We start from the raw sequence: 22994 nt of genomic DNA on the forward strand, positions 1-22994 counted from the left end.
TCCATTGATAGAGGCTGTCCCATTCATGCTGGCCTCCTCACTCCAGCCAGCATGATGAATCAGATTTTCGCTCCTTTGGGAATCCCTGGCGATTCGAAACGCTCGAAATCCGCTCTAGAAGAAAGATCCGGTTCAGCCAAGGTGCCCGTCGCGGCAGATCAAGGATGCTCGCGGACGCCAATGCACTGGCGGTCAGTCCGAACCAGCTGGAGGCGGCGGTGAACATATCGTTTCCAATACCGCCTTCCGGAAAGAGAAACAGCCGGGAAAGGCCCAACGTCCCCATGTATACCAGCATGGCCATGAAGGTGGCGAAAGCAAGCAAAATGAAATAAGGCTTGCGGTCATAATAGAAGAAGACAAGCTGGATCACGAGCAGCACCCCCATGCCGCCGAACCACGTGCCGGAAGCGAGGCCCAGGATCGTCGTGCGGATGGTATGGTCAGCTGGCGAATAGAGCGAAACCGTCAAGGTAAGCGAGGAATTCACCGCAGACGCGCGAATATAGATCCTCGCCTCTTCATCGGCCGCCAGATCGATAGGCACCACGTTGTCGAGGCCGGAAAGATCATCGTCCCGCAGGGGACGGTGGTCCCCCATCCGATAATGGGTCATCACGGCAGAACCGCTGTTGTCGTTTTCCGCAAGAATATAGACATCGAGTTCGTCGATGAAATTCGGCGATAAAGAGAGCAGCAAAGGACGCTCTTTGTCGCTGGGAAGTGTCAGTCTCACCCACGCGGCGGTCCGCCTAAAGCCGAGATTGATGCTATTCCCCCGGACGGGTGAAAACTCATTTTCCATCGCCCCCACGGCAACGTCATGGACCGTGAGACTCTGCGAAGGATCCACGAGCAGTTCCAAGCCTACGACATTTCCCCCTTTCTGGGCGCTTGCCGCATGAGCCTTGAGGCTGGAAGGATGGAACGGCATGACTGCCATGATCAGAAGAAGGAGAAAGATATAACACAAACGCATCTTCGCACCTTCCTCTTGTTCATATACGCTTTGGTCATCGGCAGCAGCACCCTCGCGTTTTGTGCTATGAATGGGGTGACTGTCGGCTGGTCGTGGGGAAGACTGACATGGACGTTTAGGTACCTATGATTATAGATACTCCTTCAGCGCAAGCATTTCTTCCTTCTGTTGATGAGGCGTGCGTCGTCCTGGTCGAGGATGACGAAGAACTACGCGAAGGACTGGCCGAGAACTTGCGGCTTCATGGACTGGATGTGATCGAGGCCGAGTGCGGATCTGTCTTTCGTGAAGCCGTCAAAACGTCATTGATCGACGTGGCCATCATCGACGTCAATCTGCCCGACGCCAACGGCTTCGAACTGGCAAGAGAACTGGCCATCAGCACGATCCGGCCCGGCATTATTCTATTGACGGCAAGAACGGGTTCTCGCGACCGCCGTCAGGGCTACGCCGATGGGGCCGACCTCTATATGACCAAGCCCGTCGACACTGAGGAATTGTTGCTGGCGATTTGGAACCTGACCCGCCGGGTCCGTGACTGCCAAGCCAGCAGGGCCTATGACGGTGGGGAAGCGCGCTGGCAATTGAATATGCCGCGCAAATTGCTCGTTGCTCCCAATGATCTGGTTATCACCCTGTCCGGACGAGAAACCCTGCTCCTCGAGCAATTCGTGAAAGCGCAGGGGCAGTTGATCCCGCGCACCAAACTTTCCGTCATGATGGGCTATGGAGTTCCGGGACCGGAAAACCGCGGCCTTGACGCTGCGCTTCACCGGCTCCGTGACAAAGCAGCCAAAAGGAACCTCGATCTTCCGCTGCTGGTCGTGCATGCCGTCGGCCTCCGTTTCGCAGCTCCCCTCTGTCTCGCCTGAGAAGGATGGAGCAACGGTGCCGAGAGAGCTGTCTCGAGGCTGGATATCCCCCTCCGCCCGGACTGGCGCAAGCTGGTGACGTTCACCATGTCGAACCAATCCCACAGGACAGGAAAACCGGCATCCGAAACGGGAGGGGAGGATGAGCCAGTTCGGGAAAAGCGATTTTCCGGTTGAGAATGTCCGGCGCTACCTGGAGCCCGGTCCCATCGTCCTTGTCTCATCCGCCTGGCGGGGCAAGACCAACATCATGACGATGGGCTGGCATACGGTCATGGAGTTCACGCCCTCGCTGGTCGGCTGCATGATCTCGGCCGGCAACCATAGCTTCGAGATGATCCGCCGGAGCCGCGAATGCGTGATCAACCTGCCGACAACGGCGCTGACCGACACGGTCGTCGGCATCGGCAACACGACCGGCGCGGAGATCGATAAATTCGCTGAATTCGGCTTGACCGCCGATCCGGCGGAAAAGGTCGGGGCTCCGCTGATCCGTGAATGCCATGCGAATTTCGAATGCATCCTGCGGGACGACGCCCTGGTCGGCAGCTACAACTTCTTCATTTTCGAAGTCGTGAAGGCGCATGTCGCCGAACAGCCAGCACACCCGCAGACATTGCACTATACCGGCGACGGGGTCTTCATGCTGTCCGGCCGGATCATCAGCAAAAGAGAATTGTTCCGGCCGGAGATGCTGTAACGGCATCCGGCCTCGCCCTGCCCCGCACAAAAAAGCGAGGGGCACAAGGCCCCTCGAAGTCTTGGCACAACATTCCCACCGTCAGTGACTGACCATCCAGGGACGTTTCTTGGGGAAGGTCTTCATTGCGGCCGGTGCAGCCCCTTTTCCCGGGGAAGAAGAATGGGAATGGCCGCAACCCGGCCCGCAGACATGCTTTTGGACGGAACGCGGCTCGTGGGCGCTTCTCTCGTTGACGGCATGGGCGTTGCGCGTGGCGGCGGGCATCACCGCCAGGCGCGGCGCGGAGAGGATCACGCGAGGCGACCTCGTGCCGCAATCGGGGCAGTCATGCGGTTCGCCGGACAGCGACATGGGACGCAGATCCGCAAACGGTCCGCAATGGGGGCAATTGTATTCATAGACGGGCATGGACTGCGCCTTCCTGCTACTTGTTCCAGAACGCAATGGGCAGTTCCGAACCCTGCACGGCCTGGATCGGGCCATTGGCATTGGGCTTGATGTCGAAATCAAAGATTTCGGTGGGCAGGAAGAGGGTGGCGCAGGCATTGGGCACGTCCACCACGCCGCTGACCTTGCCCTCGACCGGCGCGGTGCCGAGGATCGAATAGGCCTGGGCGCCCGTATAGCCGAACTTCTTCAGGTATTCGATGGCATTGAGGCAGGCCTGGCGATAGGCGATATGGACGTCCAGGTAATGCTGCTTGCCCTGCTCGTCGACCGAGATGCCCTCGAAGATCAGATAATCGTTATAGGTCGGCTTGATCGGACTGGGCTGGAAGATGGGATTCTTGATGCCGTATTTTGCCATGCCGCCCTTGATCAGATCGACGCGCAGATGGGCCCAGCCGGGCATTTCGATGGCGCCGCAGAAGGTGATCTCGCCATCGCCCTGCGAGAAGTGCAGGTCGCCCATGGACAGGCCCGCGCCGTCGACATAGACGGGAAAGAAGATGCGGCAGCCGCGCGACAGATCCTTGATGTCGCAATTGCCGCCATGTTCGCGCGGCGGCACGGTCCGCGCCCCTTCCGCCGCCGCCTGTTTGGCGGCATCGCCCTGCAGCCTGCCCATATGGGCGGTCGGCGCGTAAGGCATGTTGGCAAGGCCGGGCACGCGCTCGGGATCGGTATCGAACAATGCCTTCTCGCGGGTATTCCACTCGCCGAGCAGCTGGCGCGACGGCAGGCAGCCGATCAGGCCGGGATGGATCAGCCCTGCGAAGCGCACACCGGGAATGTGGCGCGACTTGGCGAACAGCCCTTCGAAATCCCAGATGGACTTGCGGGCCTCGGGAAAATGCTCGGTCAGGAAACCGCCGCCATTCTGCTTGGCGAAGACCCCGTTGAAGCCCCATTGCTGTTCCTCGAAGACGCCGATATCCAGGATGTCGACGACCAGGAGATCGCCCGGCTCGGCGCCCTTCACCCCCACCGGGCCGCTGAGGAAGTGCACCTGGCTGAGATCGACGTCGCGGATGTCCTCGGCGGAATCGTCGTTCTTGATCTGGCCGCCGGTCCAGTCATAGCACTCCAGCTTGAAGTCGTCGCCGGGCTTGACCCAGGCAATCATCGGAATGTCGGGATGCCAACGATTGTGAACATTCTCGTTTTCGTAAGCGGACTTGGTGAGATCGACTTTAACCAAGGTCTCGGTCATTGAAATCACTCCCTTCTTCAGGTGTCATACCGACAGGAAGCCGGCAATCTTCGTCTCGTCGACATTCTCGGCGACGTCTTCGTAGACAAACTCTCCGTTCTCCATGACGAGGAACCGGTCGGCCACGTCCATGGCGAAGCTCAGGACCTGTTCCGACACGACGATGGTGAGGCTCATCATCGAGCGGATTTCCTTCAGCACGCGGGCCATGTCCTTGATGATCGAGGGCTGGATGCCTTCTGTGGGCTCGTCCAGCAGCAGCACCTTGGGATCGGCGACCAGGGCGCGGGCGATGGCCAGCTGCTGCTGCTGCCCGCCCGAGAGGTTGCCGCCGCGGCGGTGGCGCATGTCGTAGAGGACGGGAAACAGGGCGAAGATCTCATCCGGAATCCTCGACTTCTTCCGCACCACCATGCCGGTGCGGATGTTCTCCTCCACCGTCAGGGTGGGAAAGATCATCCGCCCCTGGGGCACGAAGGCCAGGCCATGGGCGACCCGCTCATGGCTTTCCAGCCCACCCAGTTCCGTCCCTTCCAGCCGGATGGAGCCGCTTCTGCTGGGCAGGATGCCCATCAGCGACTTCATCATCGTCGTCTTGCCCATGCCGTTGCGGCCCATGACGGCGACGATCTCGGCCTTGTCCGTGGCGAAGGAGAGAGAGTGCAGGACCTCGCTCTGCCCATAGGCGACCGAGAGACGGGTTACATCGAGCATGATCTGCCTCTCCTCTTTAATGGCCCAGATAGACTTCGATGACCTTAGGGTCGTTCTGGACCTTGTTGATGTCGCCTTCGGACAGGATCCGGCCCTGGTGCAGGACCGTGACCTTGTGGGCGATGTTCTTGACGAATTTCATGTCGTGCTCGATGACGATCACCGCCCGGTCGCGGGTGATGCGGTTCAGCAATTCGGCGGTGCGTTCGCGCTCGCTGACGCTCATGCCCGCCACCGGCTCGTCGAGCATCAGAAGTTCGGGCTCCTGGATCAGCAGCATGCCGATCTCCAACCATTGCTTCTGGCCGTGGCTCAGATATTCCGCCCGCTTGCCCAGCTGGTCGGCAAGGAAGATTTCCTCGGCCACGGCCTCAATCCGCTCGACCACGGACCGGCTGCGGCGGAACATCAGGGCACCCGAGACGCTGCGCGCCATGGGCAGCGAAACTTCCAGATTCTCGAAGACCGTCAGGTCCTCGTAGATGGACGGGGTCTGGAACTTGCGTCCCACCCCGGCCTTGACGATCTGATGCTCGGACATCCTGGTCAGCTCGCTGCCCTTGAAGGCCACCGAACCGGCGGTCGCCTTGGTCTTGCCGCAGATCAGGTCGAGCACGGTGGTCTTGCCGGCGCCATTGGGCCCGATGATCACGCGGATTTCGTTGCGGTCCACGTAGAAGGATAGATCATTGACCGCCTTGAAGCCGTCGAAGGAAACGGTTAGTCCCTCGACCGAAAGGAGGAAGTCATTGGTGGTCATGCTCGCCTCCTCACTGCCCGACCGCACTGGGCGGGATGACCGGTTCGGCCGCGGGAAGGCGGCGGCGGAAACGTTCGGCGACCCAGGGCTTCAGGTATTGCTCGTAGAGGCCGGCCAGGCCGTAGGGGAAGACCATCACTACGCCGATGAACAGCGCGCCCATGGCCAGCAGCCACAATTCGGGAAAGCTTTCCGACAGCAGGGTCTTGGCGTAGTTGACGATCAGCGCCCCATAGGCCGCGCCGATCAGCGACAGGCGACCGCCCACGGCACAGAACACCACCATCTCGATGGAGGGGACGATGCCGACGAAGGAAGGCGACATGAAGCCCACCTGCAAGGTGAACATGGCCCCGCCGATGGCCGAGAAGGCCGCCGCCACGCAGAAGACGAAGACCTTGAAATTGGCGACGTCGTAGCCGGTGAAGCGCAGCCGATCCTCCTTGTCGCGGATCGCCACCAGGATGCGGCCCAGCCGGCAGTTCTTGATGAAGCGCGCCAGCATGATCACGCCGATCAGCAGGACGGCATTGACGAAATAGAGGATGGTCTTGGCGTCGTCGCTGCGGATGTCCCAGCCCAGCAGCGTGCGCAAATCGGTGATGCCGTTGACGCCCCCGGTCAGCCCCTGCTGGCCGATGATGAGGATGCTCAGGATAGAAGCCACGGCCTGGGTGATGATGGCGAAATACACGCCGCCGACGCGCCGCTTGAACATCGCGACACCAAGGACATAGGCGAAGAGCGTGGGCACGACGATCACCGCGATCAGCGTCAGCGGCAGACTGTGGAAAGGTTCCCAGAACCAGGGCAAGGCGGTGATCTGGTTCCAATCCATGAAATCGGGAATGCCCGGCGTGGACTGGATGGCGGTGCTTTCCGGGTCGGAAGCCTCCAGCTTCAGGAACATCGCCATGCAATAGCCGCCCAGGCCGAAGAACACGCCCTGGCCCAGCGACAGGATGCCGCCCAGCCCCCAGCACAGGACCAAGCCCACGGCGACGAAGGCATAGGTCAGGTATTTGCCCGCATTGTTGAGACGGAAGCTGTCCAGGCCCAAGGGCAGCACCACCAGAATCAGGACGGCGAACAGCAGCAGGCCGATCCGTTCGGACATGTCGCCCAGGAAATAGGACCAGCGGCTTGGCAGGGTGGTGTGGCTCTTCATGTCACTTCCTCACCTTGACGACGAACAATCCCTGGGGACGCAGCAGCAGGATGCCGACCACGGTGAGCAGGGTCAGGACCTTGGCCATCGAGCCGCTGAGGAAGAATTCCATGGTCGATTGCGACTGCGAGATGGCGAAGGCCGAGGCGATGGTGCCGAACAGGCTTTGCGCGCCGCCGAAGACGACCACCAGAAAGGTATCGACGATGTAGAGCTGTCCTGCGGTCGGGCCGGTCGAGCCGACCATGGTGAAGGCGCTTCCGGCCACGCCGGCGATACCGCAGCCCAAGGCGAAGGTCAGGCGGTCCACCCGCTTGCCGTTGATTCCGGCCGCTCCGGCCATGACGCGATTCTGGGTGACGGCGCGGACCTGCAGGCCCCAGGTGGAGCGGAACATCAACGCGAAGACCGCCGCCGTGATCGTCGCCGTCAGGGCCATGACGAACATGCCGTTGATGGGCACATCGATCATGTCGGTGACCTGATACGACCCCATCAGCCAATCGGGCAGCACCACGCCAACCTCGCGCGCGCCAAAGACCGAACGGTAAACCTGCTGCAGGATCATCGACACCCCCCAGGTGGCGAGCAGCGTATCGAGCGGGCGGCGGTAGAGATGGCGGATCAGCACCCATTCCAGCGCATAGCCCAAGGCACCCGCCGCCAGAAAAGCGAAGGCCATGGCGAAGAAGAAATAGCCGCCGAAGAAATGCGGCAGGTTGCTCTGGAAGAAATTCGAGGTCAGGAAGGTGACATAGGCGCCAAGGATCATGAATTCGCCATGCGCCATGTTGATGACGCCCATCTGGCCGAAGATGATGGCCAGTCCCAGCGCCATGAGCAGAAAGACCGAGAACAGGATCAGACCGGCAAATCCCTGCATGGCAAAGATCGACATGAGTTGCGAGGCCGTGTAGCCATCGAACATGGGCGGGCTCCTTATGATGGGAATGAGACCGATGCGGGGGGCGCCTTGCCGCCCCCCGGTGCCCCGGCTTACTGATAGCCCTCGGGGAAGGGATTGGGCTCCATCAGCTCCTTGGTCTCGTAGATCACGTCATACTGGCCGTCCGCCCGGGCCAGGCCGATGCGGGTCTTGCTCCACAGGTGATGGTTGGGGTGGATCTTGACGTAGCCTTCCGGCGCCGTGGTCAGTTCCAGCTCGATCGAGGCTTCGCGAACCTTGTCCACATCGAAGCTGCCGGCCTTCTCGACGGCGGCCTTCCACAGCCAGGGCCCCAGATAGGCGGCCTGGGTGACGTCGCCGATGACGATGTCCTTGCCCCAGCGCTCCTGGAAGGCCTGGACGAAGGCCTTGTTGTTCTCGTTGTCCAGCGACTGGAAATACTTCATCGCGGCATAGGCGCCGGCAATGTTCTCGCCGCCGATGCCCTGGATCTCGTCCTCGGTCACCGAGATGGTCAGCAGGGTCTGCTTGCTGAGGTCGATGCCCGCGGCCTTCAACTGCTTGTAGAAGGCGACGTTGCTGCCGCCCACGATGATGGCGTAGATGACGTCCGGCTTGGTCAGCTTGATCTTGTTGATCACCGAATTGAACTGGGTATGGCCCAGCGGGAAGTAATCCTCGCCGACCACCTTCATGCCGTTCATTTCGATATGCTTGCGGGCGATCTTGTTCGAGGTGCGCGGCCAGATATAGTCCGAGCCCAGCAGGTAGAAGCTCTTCGCGCCCTTCTCCTCGGCCACCCAGTCCAGACCCGCCAGGATCTGCTGGGTTGCCTCCTGGCCGGTATAGATGACGTTCTTCGACTGCTCCAGGCCTTCATAGAAGGTGGGATAGTAGAGCAGGCCGTTCTCCCTTTCGAAGATCGGCAGAACCGCCTTGCGCGAAGCCGAGGTCCAGCAGCCGAAGACGGCGGCGGCCTTGTCGTTGACCAGCAGCTTGCGCGCCTTTTCGGCGAAGGTGGGCCAGTCGCTGGCGCCGTCTTCCTGGATGTACTTGATCTGGCGGCCCAGCACGCCGCCCATGGCGTTGATCTGCTCGATGGCCAATTTCTCGGCCTGCACCGACCCGGTTTCCGAAATGGCCATGGTGCCGGTGACCGAGTGCAGGATGCCCACCGTCACTTCCGTATCGGTCACGGCAAGGCCGGTCGTGTTGACTTCCGCCGTCGGCGGATTCGCCGCCAGGACATCGAGCGGCGCCAGGGCCGTGGCGGACAGCATGGCCGCGCCGACCAGGCGCTTCCAGTGAGGCAGGGTGGAACCACCCGGATTGCGATGAGACGTCATTTCCCCTCCTCTCGAGGACACCAACAGGGCAAGGCGGAAGGCTCCACCTTCGTGCCGGAGAATGGTCGGGGAATTTGTGCGGCGCACCCATACGTGTTTCTGCGTATATGGCCGCCGGCCGGTCGGCGTTAGTCTTCAAGGCAAGATGGAACAGGAGTGTCCAATGCCCGCCAGTCATTGACCTATGTAAAATGTAGACATAAGCTTCTTGTGCGGCGCATCAATGCAGTCCTCCGTCCGCATAGACTTTACGGATATTTACCGGAAACAGAAAAAGAAAGAAAATCCGCATGCCGCGCGCCTTCATCGACGAGGAGCCCGTTCAACCGGTATGACAGCCCGCCAGAGAATTGTCCGCGTGCGCCGCCAGTACAATCAATGGGTCGCGAACCAGACCCTGGAAGACTATGCCCTGCGCTTCACCGCCAAGGGCGCGCGGCGCTGGTCGGCTTGGCGGGTCGGCAACACCGCCATGGGTTCCATCTCCTTCCTCGCCCTGGAAGCCATCGGCGGCGCCATCACCCTCAGCTACGGCTTCGACAATGCGGTGGCGGCCATCCTGGTGGTGGCGGCCATCATCCTGGCCACCGGCATTCCCATCACCTATTACGCCGCCAAGCATGGCGTGGACATCGACCTGCTGACGCGCGGGGCAGGCTTCGGCTATCTCGGCTCGACCATCACCTCGCTGATCTACGCCTCCTTCACTTTCATTTTCTTTGCGCTGGAGGCCGCCATCCTGGCGATGGCCCTGGAATTGCTGGTCGGCATTCCTGTCTCGGTCGGCTATCTGCTCAGCGCCGTGGTGGTGATACCACTGGTCACCTACGGCATCACCGTGGTCAGCCGCTTCCAGCTCTGGACCCAACCCGTCTGGCTGGGCCTGCAGATCCTGCCCTTCATCTTCATCGCCTTCCAGGACCCGGCGTCCATCGACGGCTGGAAAAACTTCGAGGGCCGCACGGAAGGCGGCGGGTTCAACCTGCTGATGTTCGGAGCCGCCGCCGGGGTGGTCTTCGCGCTGATCGCCCAGATCGGCGAGCAGGTGGATTTCCTGCGCTTCCTGCCCGAGAAGAAGGGCCAGAGCAGCAGACGGCGCCTGGCGTGGTGGGTGGCGATGCTGAGCGCGGGGCCGGGATGGATGGTGCTGGGGGCGTTGAAGCTGCTGGCCGGTTCCTTCCTGGTCTATTTCGCCCTCAGCCACGGCGTCGAGACGGAGCATGCCGCCGAACCGACGCGGATGTATCTGGCGCTGTTCGAGCATGTCTTCTCGGTCCCGGCCCTGGCGCTGGGCTTCACCGGCATCTTCGTCGTGCTGTCCCAGGTGAAGATCAATGTCACCAATGCCTATGCCGGTTCCATCGCCTGGTCGAACTTCTTCTCACGCCTGACCCACAGCCATCCGGGCCGGGTGGTCTGGCTGGTCTTTAATGTCGCCATCGCCTTCCTGCTGATGGAATTCGGCATCTATGGCGCGCTGGAACAGATCCTGGGGCTTTATTCCATCGTCGCCATCGCCTGGGTCGGCACCATCGTCGCCGATCTGGTGGTGAACAAGCCGCTAGGTTTCAGCCCTCCCCATATCGAATTCCGCCGCGCCCATCTCTACGACATTAATCCGGTCGGGCTGGGTTCGACGGCCGTGGCGACCCTTGCGGCGGGGCTGGCTTATTTCGGCGTCTTCGGCGCCTATCCCCAGGCCTTCGCCACCTTCATCGCGCTCGGCGTGCCCTTCGCCGCCGCCCCGCTGATCGCCTGGGCCGGCGGGCGGAACTTCTATCTCGCCCGCCCGCCGGGCGAGCACCTGCCCGAACGAAAGCGGCTGCAATGCTGCATCTGCGAATATGAATTCGACCGCGAGGACATGGCCTCCTGCCCGGCCTATGGCGGCTGCATCTGCTCGCTCTGCTGCTCGCTGGACGCCCGCTGCCACGACCTCTGCAAGACCAATGCCCGGCTTTCCCAGCAGGCGGCCAACATCCTGGGCAACCTTCTGCCCCAGAACGTCCTCGACAAGACCCTGCGCCCGCTGGGCACCTATCTCGCCGCTTCCTCACTGACGCTCCTGATCATCGGGGCGGTGCTCTACCTGATCTATCTCCAGATCCAGTCCCAATACGAGATCGACGGCGCGATCATCGGCGGCGCCTTCCTGCGCGTCTTCGTCATCATGGTCATCGTCACCGGCGTGGCGGCCTGGCTGTTCGTGCTGGCCCAGGAAAGCCGCCGGGTGGCGCAGGCGGAATCACAGCGCCAGACCAATCTGCTGATCAATGAGATCGAAGCCCACAAGCTGACCGACGAGAAACTGCAAAAGGCCAAGGAAGCCGCCGAGGCCGCCAATCTCGCCAAGTCCCGCTACCTGGTCGGCATCAGCCACGAGGTCCGCGCCCCGCTCAACGCCATCTTCGGTTATGCCCAGTTGCTGGAGCGCGACGCCGACATGCCGCCCCACCGGCGCGAGGCGATCAAGGTCATCCGCCGCAGTTCGGAGCACCTGTCGGGACTGATCGACGGCCTGCTGGACATCTCGAAGATCGAAGCCGGCCATCTGCATCTCGACCGCAACGAGGTGCGGCTCGATGAATTCCTAGCGCAGCTGGTGGGCATGTTCAGCCTGCAAGCGCAGGACAAGGGCGTGCGTTTCGTCTTCGATCCCGCCAGCAACCTGCCCGACGTCGTCTATACCGATGAAAGCCGCCTGCGGCAGATTCTCATCAACCTGCTGTCCAATGCCATGAAGTTCACCGAAGCCGGGCAGGTGACGCTGCGCGTGCGCTATCGCAGCCAAGTGGCCGAATTCGATATCGAGGATACCGGCCTGGGCATCCGCCCCGAGGATATCGGGCGGATCTTCGAGCCCTTCGAGCGCGGCCGCCTGCCCAAGGCCACCAGCACTCCGGGCACCGGGCTGGGCCTGACCATCACCAAGCTGCTGACCCAGATCCTGGGGGGCGAAATCTCGGTGACCAGCGAGTTGGGCAAGGGCAGCCGCTTCCGTGTCAGGCTGCTGCTGTCCGAGGTCAGCCACCGCGAGGCCGCGTTCCCGGTGGAACGGATGATCGGAGGCTATGCCGGGCGGCGGCTGACGATCATGGTCGCCGACGACGATCCCGCCCACCGCGCGCTGGTCAAGGAAGTCCTGGCGCCCTTGGGCTTCACCATCATTGCCGCCCCCGACGGCGAGACCGCTCTGCTGCTGGCGCCGGAATGCCAGCCCGACCTGTTCCTGCTCGACATCTCCATGCCCGGCCTCAGCGGCTGGGAGGTGGCGCACCGGCTGCGCGACACCGGCTTCCGTGACGCCCGCATCATCATGGTTTCGGCCAATGCCCTGGAATACCGCCGCGAGCGCAGCCCCGAAGACGCCCATAACGATTTCCTACTCAAGCCGCTGAACATCTCACTGCTGCTGGAACGAATGGCCTCCTTGCTCGGCCTGACATGGCTGGCTCATCCCGCCCTGGCGGAAACAGCCCCCCTGCCCGGCTCCACGCCCCTGCCCGGCCAACACGTGGCGGAACTGCGGCAGCTTGCCGAGATCGGCTATGTGCGCGGCCTGCAAGCGAAGCTGGAAGCGATGGAGCGGGACTTGCCGCAAAGCAGCCGCATCATCCTTCGCCTGCGCGGGCTGGTGGACAGCTTCGACCTCAATGCCCTGGCGGCTGCGCTCGACCGTATGACCGAGGAGGAAACTTCCCTTGAAATCTCGTGACATCGTCCTGGTCGTCGACGATTTCCCCGGCTCGCTGAGCATGCTGACCGATGCCATCGAAGCCGCCGGACTGACGGTGCTGGTGGCCCTGGAAGGGCCCAAGGCGCTGTCCCTGGTCGAGAAGATCACCCCCGACATCATCCTGATGGATGCCGTCATGCCCGAGATGGACGGGTTCGAGACCTGCCGGCGGCTCAAGGCCATGCCCGCCCTGGCCGATGTGCCGGTCATCTTCATGACCGGCCTCAGCGAGACGGAACATGTGGTGAGGGGCTTCGAGGCCGGTGGGGTCGATTACGTCACCAAGCCCATCGTTCCGGAACAATTGATCGCACGGATCAAAGTCCATCTCGCCAATGCCCGCCTGACCCAAAGCGCCCGCGCCGCCCTGGATGCGACAGGAAAATACCTGCTGGCAGTGGGCCGCGACGGCACGCTACGCTGGGCCACGCCGCAGGCTTCGGAACGCTTGGCGGATCTTCTCGCCCCCGTCCCGGCCGCGCATGACGACAGGATGGACGTGACCGTCCTGCCCCAGCCGGTCGTTTCCTGGCTGGGGCAGGTCACGAATGCCGGAGCCAAGGGGGGCGAGGTCACGGGTCCGGTCCTGGGCAAGGCCGAGAACGGCCCATTGCGGCTTTGCTATGTAGGGCAGGTCGGGCCGGATGAATTCCTGCTGCGCCTGGTCGAGGACAAGCGCCCGCGCGAGGAAGACCTGCTGAAGCAACATCTGGCCCTGACGACGCGCGAGGCCGAAGTGCTGCTGTGGGTCGCCCGGGGCAAGGCCAGCCGCGACATCGCGACCATCCTGGGCCTCAGCCCGCGCACGGTGGACAAGCATCTGGAACAGGTCTACGGCAAGCTGGGCGTGGAAAACCGCGCAGGCGCCGCCGTGGCGGCCATGAAAGTCCTGACGCGGGAGTAGACCACCCGGCACCACGGCTCGCCCTCCGCCAGGAATCGCAGGGGGCAGGCTGCAACAAGATCATCGCGCCCGCTGTTATGCCCGTGAAGAAAAGGCGTCACGAGGAACGGAGGGCCGATGTTTGGAAACCGATTGTCGATGCGCGGCTTGGCGATGGTCGCCGGGGGCGTCTCGCTGGGAATGCTCGCGGGCAACCTCCTGAGCCGCCGCGGCGGGCGGGACATCACGTCCTTGCCGACAGAAGGCGCGGAAGAATACGGCCGTCCCGATCCCCAGCAGGAAAGACTATGGCGGACCGTCGTCCATCTCGCTTCCGAGATCGGCCCGAGGAACATCCACCATTATGGCGCCCTGTGCGCCGCGCAAAACTTCATCACGCGCGCCTTCAAGGAAGCCGGGCTACCCCCAGTCCTCCAGACCTACGAGACCCGTGGCCGGACCTTTGCCAATATCGAAGCGGAGATAAGAGGGGAAAGCCGCAGCCGGGAGATCGTGATCATCGGGGCGCATTACGATACCCACAAACATTCCCCCGGCGCGGACGACAACGCCTCGGCCGTCGCCGCCCTTCTCGAATTGGCCCGGCATTTCAGCACGAGCCGGACCGCCCGCACACTGCGCTTCGTCGCCTTCACCAACGAGGAAAGCCCCTTCACCCACGGTAAGGACATGGGCAGCCGCGTCTATGCCGAACGCTGCCGCGCGCGAGGGGAGAAGGTGGTGGCCATGATCAGCCTGGAAATGCTTGGCTGCTATTCGGACCGGGAGGGCAGCCAGCTGCTGTCCTTGGGCGGGCGCCTGCTGCCCCGGAAGGGGAATTTCCTCGCTCTGGTCGCCAACAAACACTCGCAATCCCTGCTTGCCGGAGTGGAAGAGGTGCTGGGACGGCAGGGCCGCCTGCCTTACCAATCCCTGGTCCTTCCGACGCATCTGCCGGGGGCCTGGAGTTCCGATCACTGGTCCTTCTGGAAGGCGGGATATCCGGCGCTGATGCTGACGGATACCGCCCGCCTCCGCAACAGCCACTACCATGGGCGCGGAGACACCCCCGAGAAAATCGACATCAGCCGATTGAGCAAGGCGGTGGAGGACATGAAGCCCGTCATCCGCCTTCTCGCCATGAGCCGATAGCCCCCGTTCAGAGGCCCAGGCCGCTCAGCCCCGGGAAGTCCAAGGGGCGTTGCACGCCCTGCCACAGGAACTTCCGTTCCCCGGCCGCTATCGGCACGTCGTTGATGCTGGCTTCCCGGCGGCGCATCAGGCCGTTTTCATCGAATTCCCATTGCTCGTTACCATGGGAACGGAACCACTGCCCGGCACCGTCATGCCATTCATACTGGAAACGCACGGCAATACGGTTCCCGTGAAAGGCCCAGAGTTCCTTGATGAGGCGATAGTCCAGTTCCCGTTCCCATTTGCGGGTCAGGAAGGCGACGATGGCCGGGCGCCCTTGCAGGAAGTCCGAGCGGTTCCTCCACCAACTGTCTTCGGTATAGGCAAGCGACACGCGCTGCGGGTCGCGGCTGTTCCAGGCATCTTCCGCCATGCGGACTTTCCGAGTCGCGGTTTCCAAGGTGAAGGGCGGAAGCGGGGGACGAGGAGACATGACGCAGTCCTTCAAGAAAACGGGCGAAGCCTCCCGACTTCGCCCCTGTGTCGTCGCACGCGGCCGTCAGGCGTCGCCGAAGCCGTAATCGGGCACGCCCTCTTCATTGCCGTAATACTTGTACGGCAGGAACTTGCCCGACATGGTCAGCTTCACGCGGTCGCCCTTGGGATGAGGCAGGCGTTCCATGTCCATCTCGAAATCGATGGCCGACATGATGCCGTCGCCGAACTCCTCCTGGATCAGTTCCTTGAAGGTCGTCCCGTAGACCATGACCAGTTCATAGAAGCGGTAGATCAGGGGATCGGTCGGCGGCATCGCGGGAATGGAGCCGCGATAGGGCGGCTCGTTCAGCATCTTGGCCTCAGTGGGGGTCAGGCCGAACAGCTCGGCCGCCTTTTCCGCCTGCGGCTTGGTCAGCTTCATCTGGCCCAGCAGCGCAGCGGTAATCAGGATCGGCGAATAGCCCCCGATCGTCTCGGCGATCTGCTGCCAGCTCAGTCCCTTCTCGCGCTTGATATCGAGAATCTTTTCGGTCAGGTCTTCGCGCTTCATGGAACTCTCCTCGTCATCGAAGGGTGTTGCGCCGACGCTTGGTCGGACGAGATCGGGGCCACGGGTTCGGGCGCCGCATGGGGCCGAACCACCGGCGGGTTGCGGGGATCACGATCCGCGGCGGGGGCGTCGCGGAGCGTGCGGCTGCGGGTCACCAGGAAGTCGATCAGGTGGTTGCGCAGCGGGTAGTAATGCGGGTGACGATGCAGGTCGGTGCGGCTGCGGTCACGCGGTAGGGGATTCTCGACGATCTCGGCCACATGGGCATTGGGGCCGTTCGTCATCAGCACGATGCGGTCCGCCAGATACATGGCCTCGTCCACGTCATGGGTGATCATGAAGGTCGTCTGGCCGGTCTCCAGGCAGATGCGCCGGACTTCATCCTGAAGCGTGCCCCGCGTCAGCGCATCGAGCGCCGAAAAGGGCTCGTCCATCAGCAGGATCTTCGGCTCGATGGACAGGGCGCGGGCGATGCCGACGCGCTGCTTCATGCCGCCGGACAATTCGGCCGGGCGCTTCCTCTCCGCCCCTTCCAGGCCGACCAGGCTGATGAAGCGCTTGGCCTGCTTCTCGATCCAGTCCTTGCCCTTGGCGGGCCAGCGGGATTTCACCGCGAAGGCGACATTGCCGAGAACAGTGCGCCAGGGCAGCAGGGCATGGCTCTGGAAGATGACCGCGCGGTCGAGGCTGGGGCCGCCGATCTCGCGGCCGTCGACGATCACCGCCCCGTCCGAGGGGGCCTCCAATCCGGCCAGGATGTTGAGCACGGTGGTCTTGCCGCAGCCGGAATGGCCGATCATGCAGACGAATTCGCCACGCCGGATCGGCAGCCACAGATCCTCGAAGATGACCGTCTCGTTGCCGCCGGGCGCCGGATAGCGCCGGGCGACCGCTTCGATGGAGATGAGGGGTTTTTCTGTCATGGCATCACTCCGGGAAGCTGACAAGGCGGGCGATGCGGGCGAGGATCTGGTCGAGGATCATGCCGACCACGCCGATCGCCACGATCGCCGTGATCACATTGGTGATCGACAGGTTGTTCCACTCGTTCCAGACGAAGTAGCCGATCCCCGTACCGCCGACGAGCATCTCGGCGGCGACGATCACCAGCCAAGCGATGCCGATGGAGATGCGCATGCCGGTCAGGATGGTCGGGGCCGCCGCCGGAAGGATCACCAGGAAAGCCCGGCGGAAGGCCCCCACTTCCAGGGTCCGCGCCACGTTCAGCCATTCCTTGCGGACACTGGCGACGCCGAAGGCGGTGTTGATCAGCATCGGCCACAGCGAGCAGATGAAGATCACGAAGATCGCCGACAGCCCGCTATCCTTGATGGTGTAGAGGGCCAGCGGCATCCAGGCCAACGGCGAGATCGGCTTCATGACCTGGATGAAGGGGTCCAGCGCCCGCGACATCAGCGGCGACATGCCGATCAGGAAGCCGACCGGAATGGCGACCGCCACGGCCAGGAAATAGCCCAAGGCGACACGCAGGATGGAATGGCCGAGCTGGATGCCCAGCCCCATGTCGTTGGTGCCCCGGACATAGAAGGGATCGGACAGGTGGCCCCACAGAGTAGCGGCCACGTCCATCGGGCCGGGCATCGCCGACTTGCCCTGCACGGCGGCCTGCCCCATCAGCGCGGCATAGGCGGGGTCCATCTCGACGGTGGGCCCCGTACCGCTGACGGCAAGGTGCCAGGCCAGGAGGAAAAGCCCGAACAGGACGACCGAAAGGATGCCCGCGCGCAATGGCAAGGAATTGATCATTGCCTCTCCTCTCAGCTCACCCGCTTGATGGGGAAGGATGCCAGATAGCCCTCGGGATCGGCCGGATCGAAGGGCTTGCCCATGACGGAGAAGGACTTCTCGGTCGTCTCCGGCGCTTCCAGCCCGGCTTCCTTCATCAGCCGCGCCGCATCGGTGGCGAGGAAGACCTGGCGGGCAAGGCTGGTGTAATCCACCTCGCCCTTGATCTGCCCCCAGCGCTTCATCTGCGTCAGGATCCAGACGGCGAAGGATTCCCAGGGGAAGGGATCGAAGTCGATGCGATCGGGGACCTGCCGCACATTACCCAGGCCGTCCGCGAAGGTGCCGGTCAGTACCTGCTCGACCACCGTCACCGGCTGATTCAGGTAGTTGGTGGGGGCGATGGCTTCGGCGATTTCCTTGCGGTTCTCGGCCTTCGAGGCATAGGCCGTCGATTCGATGATCGCGCGCAGCAGGGCGGCATAGGTGTTGGGCATCTCGGTGACGAATTTCTGCGAGGCGGCAAAGGCGCAGCAGGGATGACGGTCCCAGATCTCCTTCGACAGGATGTGGATGAAGCCCACCCCATCATAAACCGCGCGCTGGTTCACCGGATCGGGCGCCAGGAAGCCGTCGATATTGTCGGCCCGCAGATTCGCCACCATGTCCGGCGGCGGCACGGCACGGATCTGGACATCGGTATCCGGGTCGAGTCCGGCCTCGGCGAGGTAGTAGCGCAGCAGGTAATTGTGCATCGAATAGTCGAAGGGAATGGCCAGCCGGAAGCCCTTCCACTGCTTCGGGTCGCGCTTGTCCTTGTGCTTCATCGCCAGGGTGATCGCCTGGCCGTTCACATTCTCCACCGCCGGCATCGTATAGGGGATGGGATTGGAACCGGCACCGATGGTGATGGCCAGCGGCATCGGCGAAAGCATGTGGGCGGCGTCATATTCCTCGTTCAGGGTCTTGTCGCGGATGACCGCCCAGCCCGCCGTCTTGACCACCTCCACGTTCAGATTCTGCTTGGCGTAGAAGCCCATGGGATGGGCCATGATGATCGGCGTGGCGCAGGTGATCGGGATGAAGCCGATCTTGAGGTTGGTCTTCTCCAGCGGGCCGGTGCTGGCCAGCGCGTCGGCGGCCATGCCCAAAGGCAGGACGGAAGCGATGGCGGCTGTCGCCGCCGAGCTGCCGACGGCACGCAGGAAATTCCGGCGGGTCAGGTCGTTGGGGAACAAGGCGCGCATCGCCGCACTCTCGACCACGCGGCTCAGCCGTCCTTCATCACTGGCGAGCGCGCTGTCGTGTTCCGCCTGGGACTTGTGCTGCCCGCACGAGCACCCGGCATGGCTCAAGCGTCGCGAAGGGTCGAAAGGATCGTCGAAGGTAGACATGGCAGGTTCCCCTTTCCATTGCGGCGATGACGCCTGTGGGCGTCGCGTGGCAATGAAAGCGCAAGGAACGTGCCAAAGCACGAACAGGCACTAATCTCTTGAAATTCCGAGGGAAAGGCTGCTATCCAGGAATTACGAAAATTCGTCATTGGCGATATTTCGCGATTAGAATAGCGGAAATTCGTGAAAAGGCCGGGGATGCATTCTGTCAGCAGGATTTCCAGAGGGCTTTTCGACTCCCTTCCCGATGCGGCTCTGGTGATCGAGTTGGCCTCCGGGCGCATTCTCGAGGTCAATGCCGCCCTCTGCCATCTCCTCGGCTATGACCGGGACTATCTGCTCCGCCTTACCGTCATCGATCTGTTCCGGGGGCAGGAAGCGGCCTTCCTGGTCTTCACTGAGGCGGTGATCAGCAAGGGCGCCTATTGGACCCGTGGTCTGACGCTGCGCCATGCCGACTGCTCCGACCTTTCTCTGGAATTTGTCGGCACGCTTCTTCCGGACGCGGAAGAGATGCTGCTCACCCTCTACGACCTCGATGCCCGCAGGCGCCGGGACATCGAGGCGGAAGGCGAGCTTTACCTCCATGACGGCCTGGGCGAATGGCAGCGGGTGGAACGGGTCTTCCAGGATATCGAGCGCGAGAACCAGTTGATCCTCAAGGCGGCGGGCGAAGGCATCTATGGCGTCAATGCCGAAGGCAAGACCACCTTCGTCAATCCCGCCGCCGAACGCATCCTGGGCTGGCCGGCGGAGGAATTGCTGGGGCGGGATTTCCATGCCATCGCCCATCACCACCATGCCGACGGCACGCCCTATCTGGCGCATGAATGCCCCATCTACGCCGCCTTCCGCGACGGCCGCGTACACCGGGTTTCCGACGAGGTGTTCTGGGCCCGGGACGGCCGCCCGGTGTGGGTGGAATATACCAGCACCCCCATCCGCGTGGGCAGCAGGCTGGTAGGAGCGGTGATCGTGTTCCGCGACATCTCGCAGCGCCGCGAGGCCGATGAACGCCTGCGCGCCGCCCTGGCCGAAGTGGACCGCCTGCGCCAGCGCCTGGAGCTCGAGAACGCCTATTTGCAGGAAGAAATCAGGATCTCGGGCAACCATCACGGCATCATCGGCAACAGTGCGGCGGTCCAGAAGATCCTCAAGCAGGTGGACCTGGTCGCGCCGACCGAGGCCTCGGTGCTGATCACCGGGGAATCCGGCACCGGGAAGGAGCTGATCGCCCGCGCCATCCACGAGGCCAGCGGCCGGTCCAAGCGGCCCTTGATCCGCGTCAACTGCGCCGCCATTCCCCGGGAATTGTTCGAAAGCGAGTTCTTCGGCCATGCCAAGGGCGCCTTCACCGGCGCGGTGCGCGACCGCGTGGGGCGGTTCGAACTTGCCGATGGCGGCACGCTGTTCCTGGACGAGGTCGGAGAAATCCCGCTGGACCTGCAAGGCAAACTGCTCCGGGTGCTTCAGGACGGCCTGTTCGAGCGCGTGGGCGAGGAGCGGACACGCACTGTCGATGTCCGTATCGTCGCCGCCACCAACAGGGATCTGCGCGCCGAAGTCGAGGCCGGACGGTTCCGGCAGGACCTCTACTTCCGCCTCAACGTCTTCCCCATCGAAACACCGCCTTTGCGCGAACGGCCGGAAGACATCCCGCAGTTGGCGGCGCATTTCCTGCGCGACCTGACCCGCAAGCTGAACCTGGGCGAGTTCAGCCTGACCGAAGGCGACGTGCGAAGGCTGATCGCCTATAGCTGGCCCGGCAATGTGCGGGAATTGCAGAATGTGATGGAACGGGCGGCCATCCTCGGCCGCAACGGCCGCATCCACCTGGACCTGCCCGCCCAGATCGCCTCTCCCCTGCCCTTGCCCGGAACGGCGGAAGGCAAAGCGGCGATCGAGACCAAGCAGGACCTGCGGGCACGCGAACGCACCAACATCCTCGCGGCCCTCGAAACCGCGAAAGGCAAGATCTCAGGCCCCGGCGGCGCGGCGGAACTGCTCGGCGTCCCTTCCACGACCCTCAATTCCCGCATCAAGACCCTGGGCATCGACCTTCAGAGCGTCAGGAACCGCGCCAGGCACAGGTCGTTCTGACACCTGGCGCGGTAGCCCAAGCGGTTCGTCAACCCGGCCGGTCGCAGTGATAGGCGCGTTCCTTCTGCCGCGCGTGAAGGGCACGGGCTTCATCCAGATGCGCCGCAATATTATTCCAGGCCGTGCTGCCGAGCGGCATGCGCGGGGGAAGCGCGTCCGCTCCGGCCAGGGCGATCATCTTGTCGGCCATCTTCCCGGCATCGCCGGTAAGCGGAAAGGTCCCTTCACGGATGCCCTTGCGCACCGCTCCCGCCGGAGTGCCGTCATAGACCGGGATCGGCTCGGCCATGTCCAGCGCGGCGGCGAAGCCCGTCACAGTCGGCCCCGGCTCCACCGTGCAGATCTCGATCCCGAAAGGCGCGACCTCCTGCGCGACCGAGGCGAGAAACCCCTCCTGCCCCCATTTGCTGGCGTGATAGAGGCTGAAGGCAGGATAGGCGATACGCCCGCCTTCCGAGGTCACTTGCAGGATCCGTCCTCCGCCGTTTTCCCGCAGCCGGGGGATGATTCGGCGAATGAACAGGATCGTGCCGATCAGGTTACCTTCGATCTGGTGCCGGACCTGGTCCTCGCTGACTTCCTCCGCCGCACCGAAGGTTCCGAAACCGGCATTGCTGATAATCCTGTCGATCCTGGGGAAGGCCGTGAAGGCGCCCTCGACGGCCGCGGCGATGGTTTCCGGTTTACGCAGATCCATCTCGGCCGTCCACAGCCGGTCGGGATAGCGTGCGGCAAGATCGTCCAGTGCACCGCTGCGCCGGTAGGTTGCCGCGACACTATCGCCACGTTCGAGCACCCTCTCGGCGATCAAGCGCCCGAAGCCGGAACTGGCGCCGGTAATAAACCATGTATGGGTCATGATTTTCCCTTTCATTTCGATAAGCTCGAAATAGGGTGGAAAAGCGTTTGAAAAATCCGTTCAATGCGGCCCAGCCTGTTCGAAATCGGCCAGTAATGAGCGACCCAACCCTCAAGGACCTGCGCATTTTCCTCGCCGTTGCCGACAGCGGCAGCTTCCGCGCCGCCGCCCGCCGGCTCGACATGGCACCGTCCAGTTTGAGCCACGCGATCTCGGGCCTCGAAGGGCAATTGAACCTGCGCCTCTTTCACCGCACGACGCGCAGTATTGCGCTGACGGAGGAAGGCGCGCGGTTTCTCGAGCAAATCCGACCGGTGCTTGAGGAATTGGGCGGCATCCTGGCGGATGCGGGCGCATCGGCCGGCGAGGTTACGGGGACGCTACGGGTCAACGCGCCCTACGCGGCGATCCAGTTGCTGATAGAGAATATCGTCCCCGACTTCCTGGCCGCCCATCCCGCCATTCACCTGGAGCTCCGCCATGAGGAGCGCTTGGTCGACATCGTGGCCGAGGGCTGCGACGCGGGCATCCGGCTGGGCGAGGCGGTTCCGCCCGACATGATCGGCATTCCCTTCGGCGGACCAGCCCGCTTCATTCCGGTCGCTTCACCCGCCTTTCTGGCCGCGCATGGAAGGCCCGAGACACCGGAGGACCTGAAACGCTTCGACTGCATCCGCATCCGCCTCCCCGGCGGCGCGCTCTATGCGTGGGAGTTCTCTCGGGACGGGGCGGCGGCGGCGGTCGATGTTCCCGGCCGCCTGACCCTCGACCGAATGGCCCTCTCGATCGCCGCCGCCGCACGCGGCCTCGGTATCGCCTTCGTGCTCGAAGGAGCGGTGCGTGACCTCATCGCCTCGGGACGGTTGGTGCCCGTCCTCCGGGAGTGGACGACGGAAGAGCCGGGACTGATGCTCTATTATCCGGGCCGCAGATACGTCCCCCCAGCCCTGCGCGCCTTCATCGATTTCATCCGGGGCCGGAGAGTATAGTC

21 protein-coding genes are annotated in these 22994 nt (G+C 63.1%); 7 read left to right on the plus strand and 14 right to left on the minus strand.

The features are described 5' to 3' along the window. Window positions 1–37: 37 nt before the first annotated feature. On the minus strand, window positions 38–979 hold the full coding sequence (locus tag EPD66_RS20305; RefSeq protein WP_142850367.1) for a 7TM-DISM domain-containing protein: 942 nt from the start codon (window positions 977–979) through the stop codon (window positions 38–40). Between the two features lie 125 nt (window positions 980–1104). On the opposite strand from EPD66_RS20305, the gene EPD66_RS20310 reads away from it, so the two are divergent. Together EPD66_RS20310 and EPD66_RS20315 are read left to right on the plus strand one after the other, a co-directional pair. Then, window positions 1105–1851 (plus strand): response regulator transcription factor, encoded by a 747-nt coding sequence (locus EPD66_RS20310; RefSeq protein ID WP_142850368.1) that lies wholly within the window; start codon window positions 1105–1107, stop codon window positions 1849–1851. A 142-nt stretch (window positions 1852–1993) separates the two neighbouring features. After that, entirely contained in the window at window positions 1994–2551 is a 558-nt protein-coding gene (locus EPD66_RS20315; RefSeq protein ID WP_142850369.1) for a flavin reductase family protein, read from the plus strand. Window positions 2552–2632: 81 nt separating this feature from the next. Here EPD66_RS20315 and EPD66_RS20320 read toward each other — a convergent pair whose 3' ends face one another. The 7 genes from EPD66_RS20320 to urtA form a co-directional block, all read right to left on the minus strand. Beyond that, window positions 2633–2962, minus strand: a complete 330-nt coding sequence (locus tag EPD66_RS20320) for a zinc ribbon domain-containing protein (protein WP_142850370.1) — start codon at window positions 2960–2962, stop codon at window positions 2633–2635. 16 nt (window positions 2963–2978) lie between these two features. Continuing rightward, on the minus strand, window positions 2979–4208 hold the full coding sequence (gene fmdA, locus EPD66_RS20325; RefSeq protein ID WP_142850371.1) for a formamidase: 1230 nt from the start codon (window positions 4206–4208) through the stop codon (window positions 2979–2981). A 24-nt stretch (window positions 4209–4232) separates the two neighbouring features. After that, window positions 4233–4922, minus strand: a complete 690-nt coding sequence (gene urtE / locus EPD66_RS20330) for an urea ABC transporter ATP-binding subunit UrtE (RefSeq protein ID WP_142850372.1) — start codon at window positions 4920–4922, stop codon at window positions 4233–4235. A 16-nt stretch (window positions 4923–4938) separates the two neighbouring features. Next, window positions 4939–5682: an urea ABC transporter ATP-binding protein UrtD gene (urtD, locus tag EPD66_RS20335; RefSeq protein ID WP_142850373.1), complete on the minus strand. Its 744-nt coding sequence runs from the start codon at window positions 5680–5682 to the stop codon at window positions 4939–4941. A gap of 10 nt (window positions 5683–5692) precedes the next feature. Further along, window positions 5693–6799, minus strand: a complete 1107-nt coding sequence (gene urtC / locus EPD66_RS20340) for an urea ABC transporter permease subunit UrtC (protein WP_142850428.1) — start codon at window positions 6797–6799, stop codon at window positions 5693–5695. A 52-nt stretch (window positions 6800–6851) separates the two neighbouring features. Then, window positions 6852–7778 carry an urea ABC transporter permease subunit UrtB gene (gene urtB, locus EPD66_RS20345; RefSeq protein ID WP_142850374.1) on the minus strand — a complete coding sequence of 309 codons (927 nt, stop codon included), beginning with the start codon at window positions 7776–7778 and terminating at the stop codon, window positions 6852–6854. 68 nt (window positions 7779–7846) lie between these two features. Further along, complete coding sequence (gene urtA / locus EPD66_RS20350; RefSeq protein WP_221931069.1) at window positions 7847–9037, minus strand: urea ABC transporter substrate-binding protein; 1191 nt, start codon at window positions 9035–9037, stop codon at window positions 7847–7849. Window positions 9038–9434: 397 nt separating this feature from the next. Here urtA and EPD66_RS20355 point away from each other — a divergent pair, with 397 nt between their 5' ends. The 3 genes from EPD66_RS20355 to EPD66_RS20365 all read left to right on the plus strand — a co-directional run bounded on the left by EPD66_RS20355 (window position 9435) and on the right by EPD66_RS20365 (window position 14874). After that, window positions 9435–12818, plus strand: coding sequence for an ATP-binding protein (locus tag EPD66_RS20355; RefSeq protein WP_142850376.1), 3384 nt, complete (start codon window positions 9435–9437; stop codon window positions 12816–12818). After that, window positions 12805–13743 carry a response regulator transcription factor gene (locus tag EPD66_RS20360; protein WP_221931055.1) on the plus strand — a complete coding sequence of 313 codons (939 nt, stop codon included), beginning with the start codon at window positions 12805–12807 and terminating at the stop codon, window positions 13741–13743. The genes EPD66_RS20355 and EPD66_RS20360 overlap by 14 nt, the downstream gene beginning before the upstream one ends. 117 nt (window positions 13744–13860) lie before the next feature. After that, window positions 13861–14874, plus strand: coding sequence for a M20/M25/M40 family metallo-hydrolase (locus EPD66_RS20365; RefSeq protein ID WP_142850377.1), 1014 nt, complete (start codon window positions 13861–13863; stop codon window positions 14872–14874). 7 nt (window positions 14875–14881) lie between these two features. On the opposite strand, the gene EPD66_RS20370 is transcribed toward EPD66_RS20365, so the two are convergent. The 5 genes from EPD66_RS20370 to EPD66_RS20390 all read right to left on the minus strand — a co-directional run bounded on the left by EPD66_RS20370 (window position 14882) and on the right by EPD66_RS20390 (window position 19044). Beyond that, window positions 14882–15349: a nuclear transport factor 2 family protein gene (locus EPD66_RS20370; RefSeq protein ID WP_142850378.1), complete on the minus strand. Its 468-nt coding sequence runs from the start codon at window positions 15347–15349 to the stop codon at window positions 14882–14884. Between the two features lie 66 nt (window positions 15350–15415). Then, window positions 15416–15904, minus strand: coding sequence for a cyanase (gene cynS, locus EPD66_RS20375; RefSeq protein ID WP_142850379.1), 489 nt, complete (start codon window positions 15902–15904; stop codon window positions 15416–15418). Next, a complete protein-coding gene (locus tag EPD66_RS20380) occupies window positions 15901–16827 on the minus strand; it encodes an ABC transporter ATP-binding protein (protein WP_142850380.1) in 927 nt (308 codons plus the stop codon). Before EPD66_RS20380 ends, cynS begins: the two co-directional genes overlap by 4 nt. 4 nt (window positions 16828–16831) lie before the next feature. Beyond that, window positions 16832–17671 carry a nitrate ABC transporter permease gene (ntrB, locus tag EPD66_RS20385; protein ID WP_142850381.1) on the minus strand — a complete coding sequence of 280 codons (840 nt, stop codon included), beginning with the start codon at window positions 17669–17671 and terminating at the stop codon, window positions 16832–16834. Window positions 17672–17682: 11 nt separating this feature from the next. Continuing rightward, on the minus strand, window positions 17683–19044 hold the full coding sequence (locus EPD66_RS20390; protein ID WP_142850382.1) for a CmpA/NrtA family ABC transporter substrate-binding protein: 1362 nt from the start codon (window positions 19042–19044) through the stop codon (window positions 17683–17685). Window positions 19045–19242: 198 nt separating this feature from the next. On the opposite strand from EPD66_RS20390, the gene EPD66_RS20395 reads away from it, so the two are divergent. Then, window positions 19243–21144 carry a sigma 54-interacting transcriptional regulator gene (locus tag EPD66_RS20395; protein ID WP_142850383.1) on the plus strand — a complete coding sequence of 634 codons (1902 nt, stop codon included), beginning with the start codon at window positions 19243–19245 and terminating at the stop codon, window positions 21142–21144. 28 nt (window positions 21145–21172) lie between these two features. Here EPD66_RS20395 and EPD66_RS20400 read toward each other — a convergent pair whose 3' ends face one another. Next, window positions 21173–22003 carry an SDR family oxidoreductase gene (locus EPD66_RS20400; RefSeq protein WP_142850384.1) on the minus strand — a complete coding sequence of 277 codons (831 nt, stop codon included), beginning with the start codon at window positions 22001–22003 and terminating at the stop codon, window positions 21173–21175. 95 nt (window positions 22004–22098) lie between these two features. Here EPD66_RS20400 and EPD66_RS20405 point away from each other — a divergent pair, with 95 nt between their 5' ends. Further along, window positions 22099–22992 (plus strand): LysR family transcriptional regulator, encoded by an 894-nt coding sequence (locus EPD66_RS20405; protein WP_142850385.1) that lies wholly within the window; start codon window positions 22099–22101, stop codon window positions 22990–22992. Window positions 22993–22994 lie beyond the last annotated feature (2 nt).

The organism is Telmatospirillum sp. J64-1 (assembly GCF_006980715.1).
GTDB classification, from domain to species: domain Bacteria; phylum Pseudomonadota; class Alphaproteobacteria; order Rhodospirillales; family Magnetospirillaceae; genus Oleiliquidispirillum; species Oleiliquidispirillum nitrogeniifigens.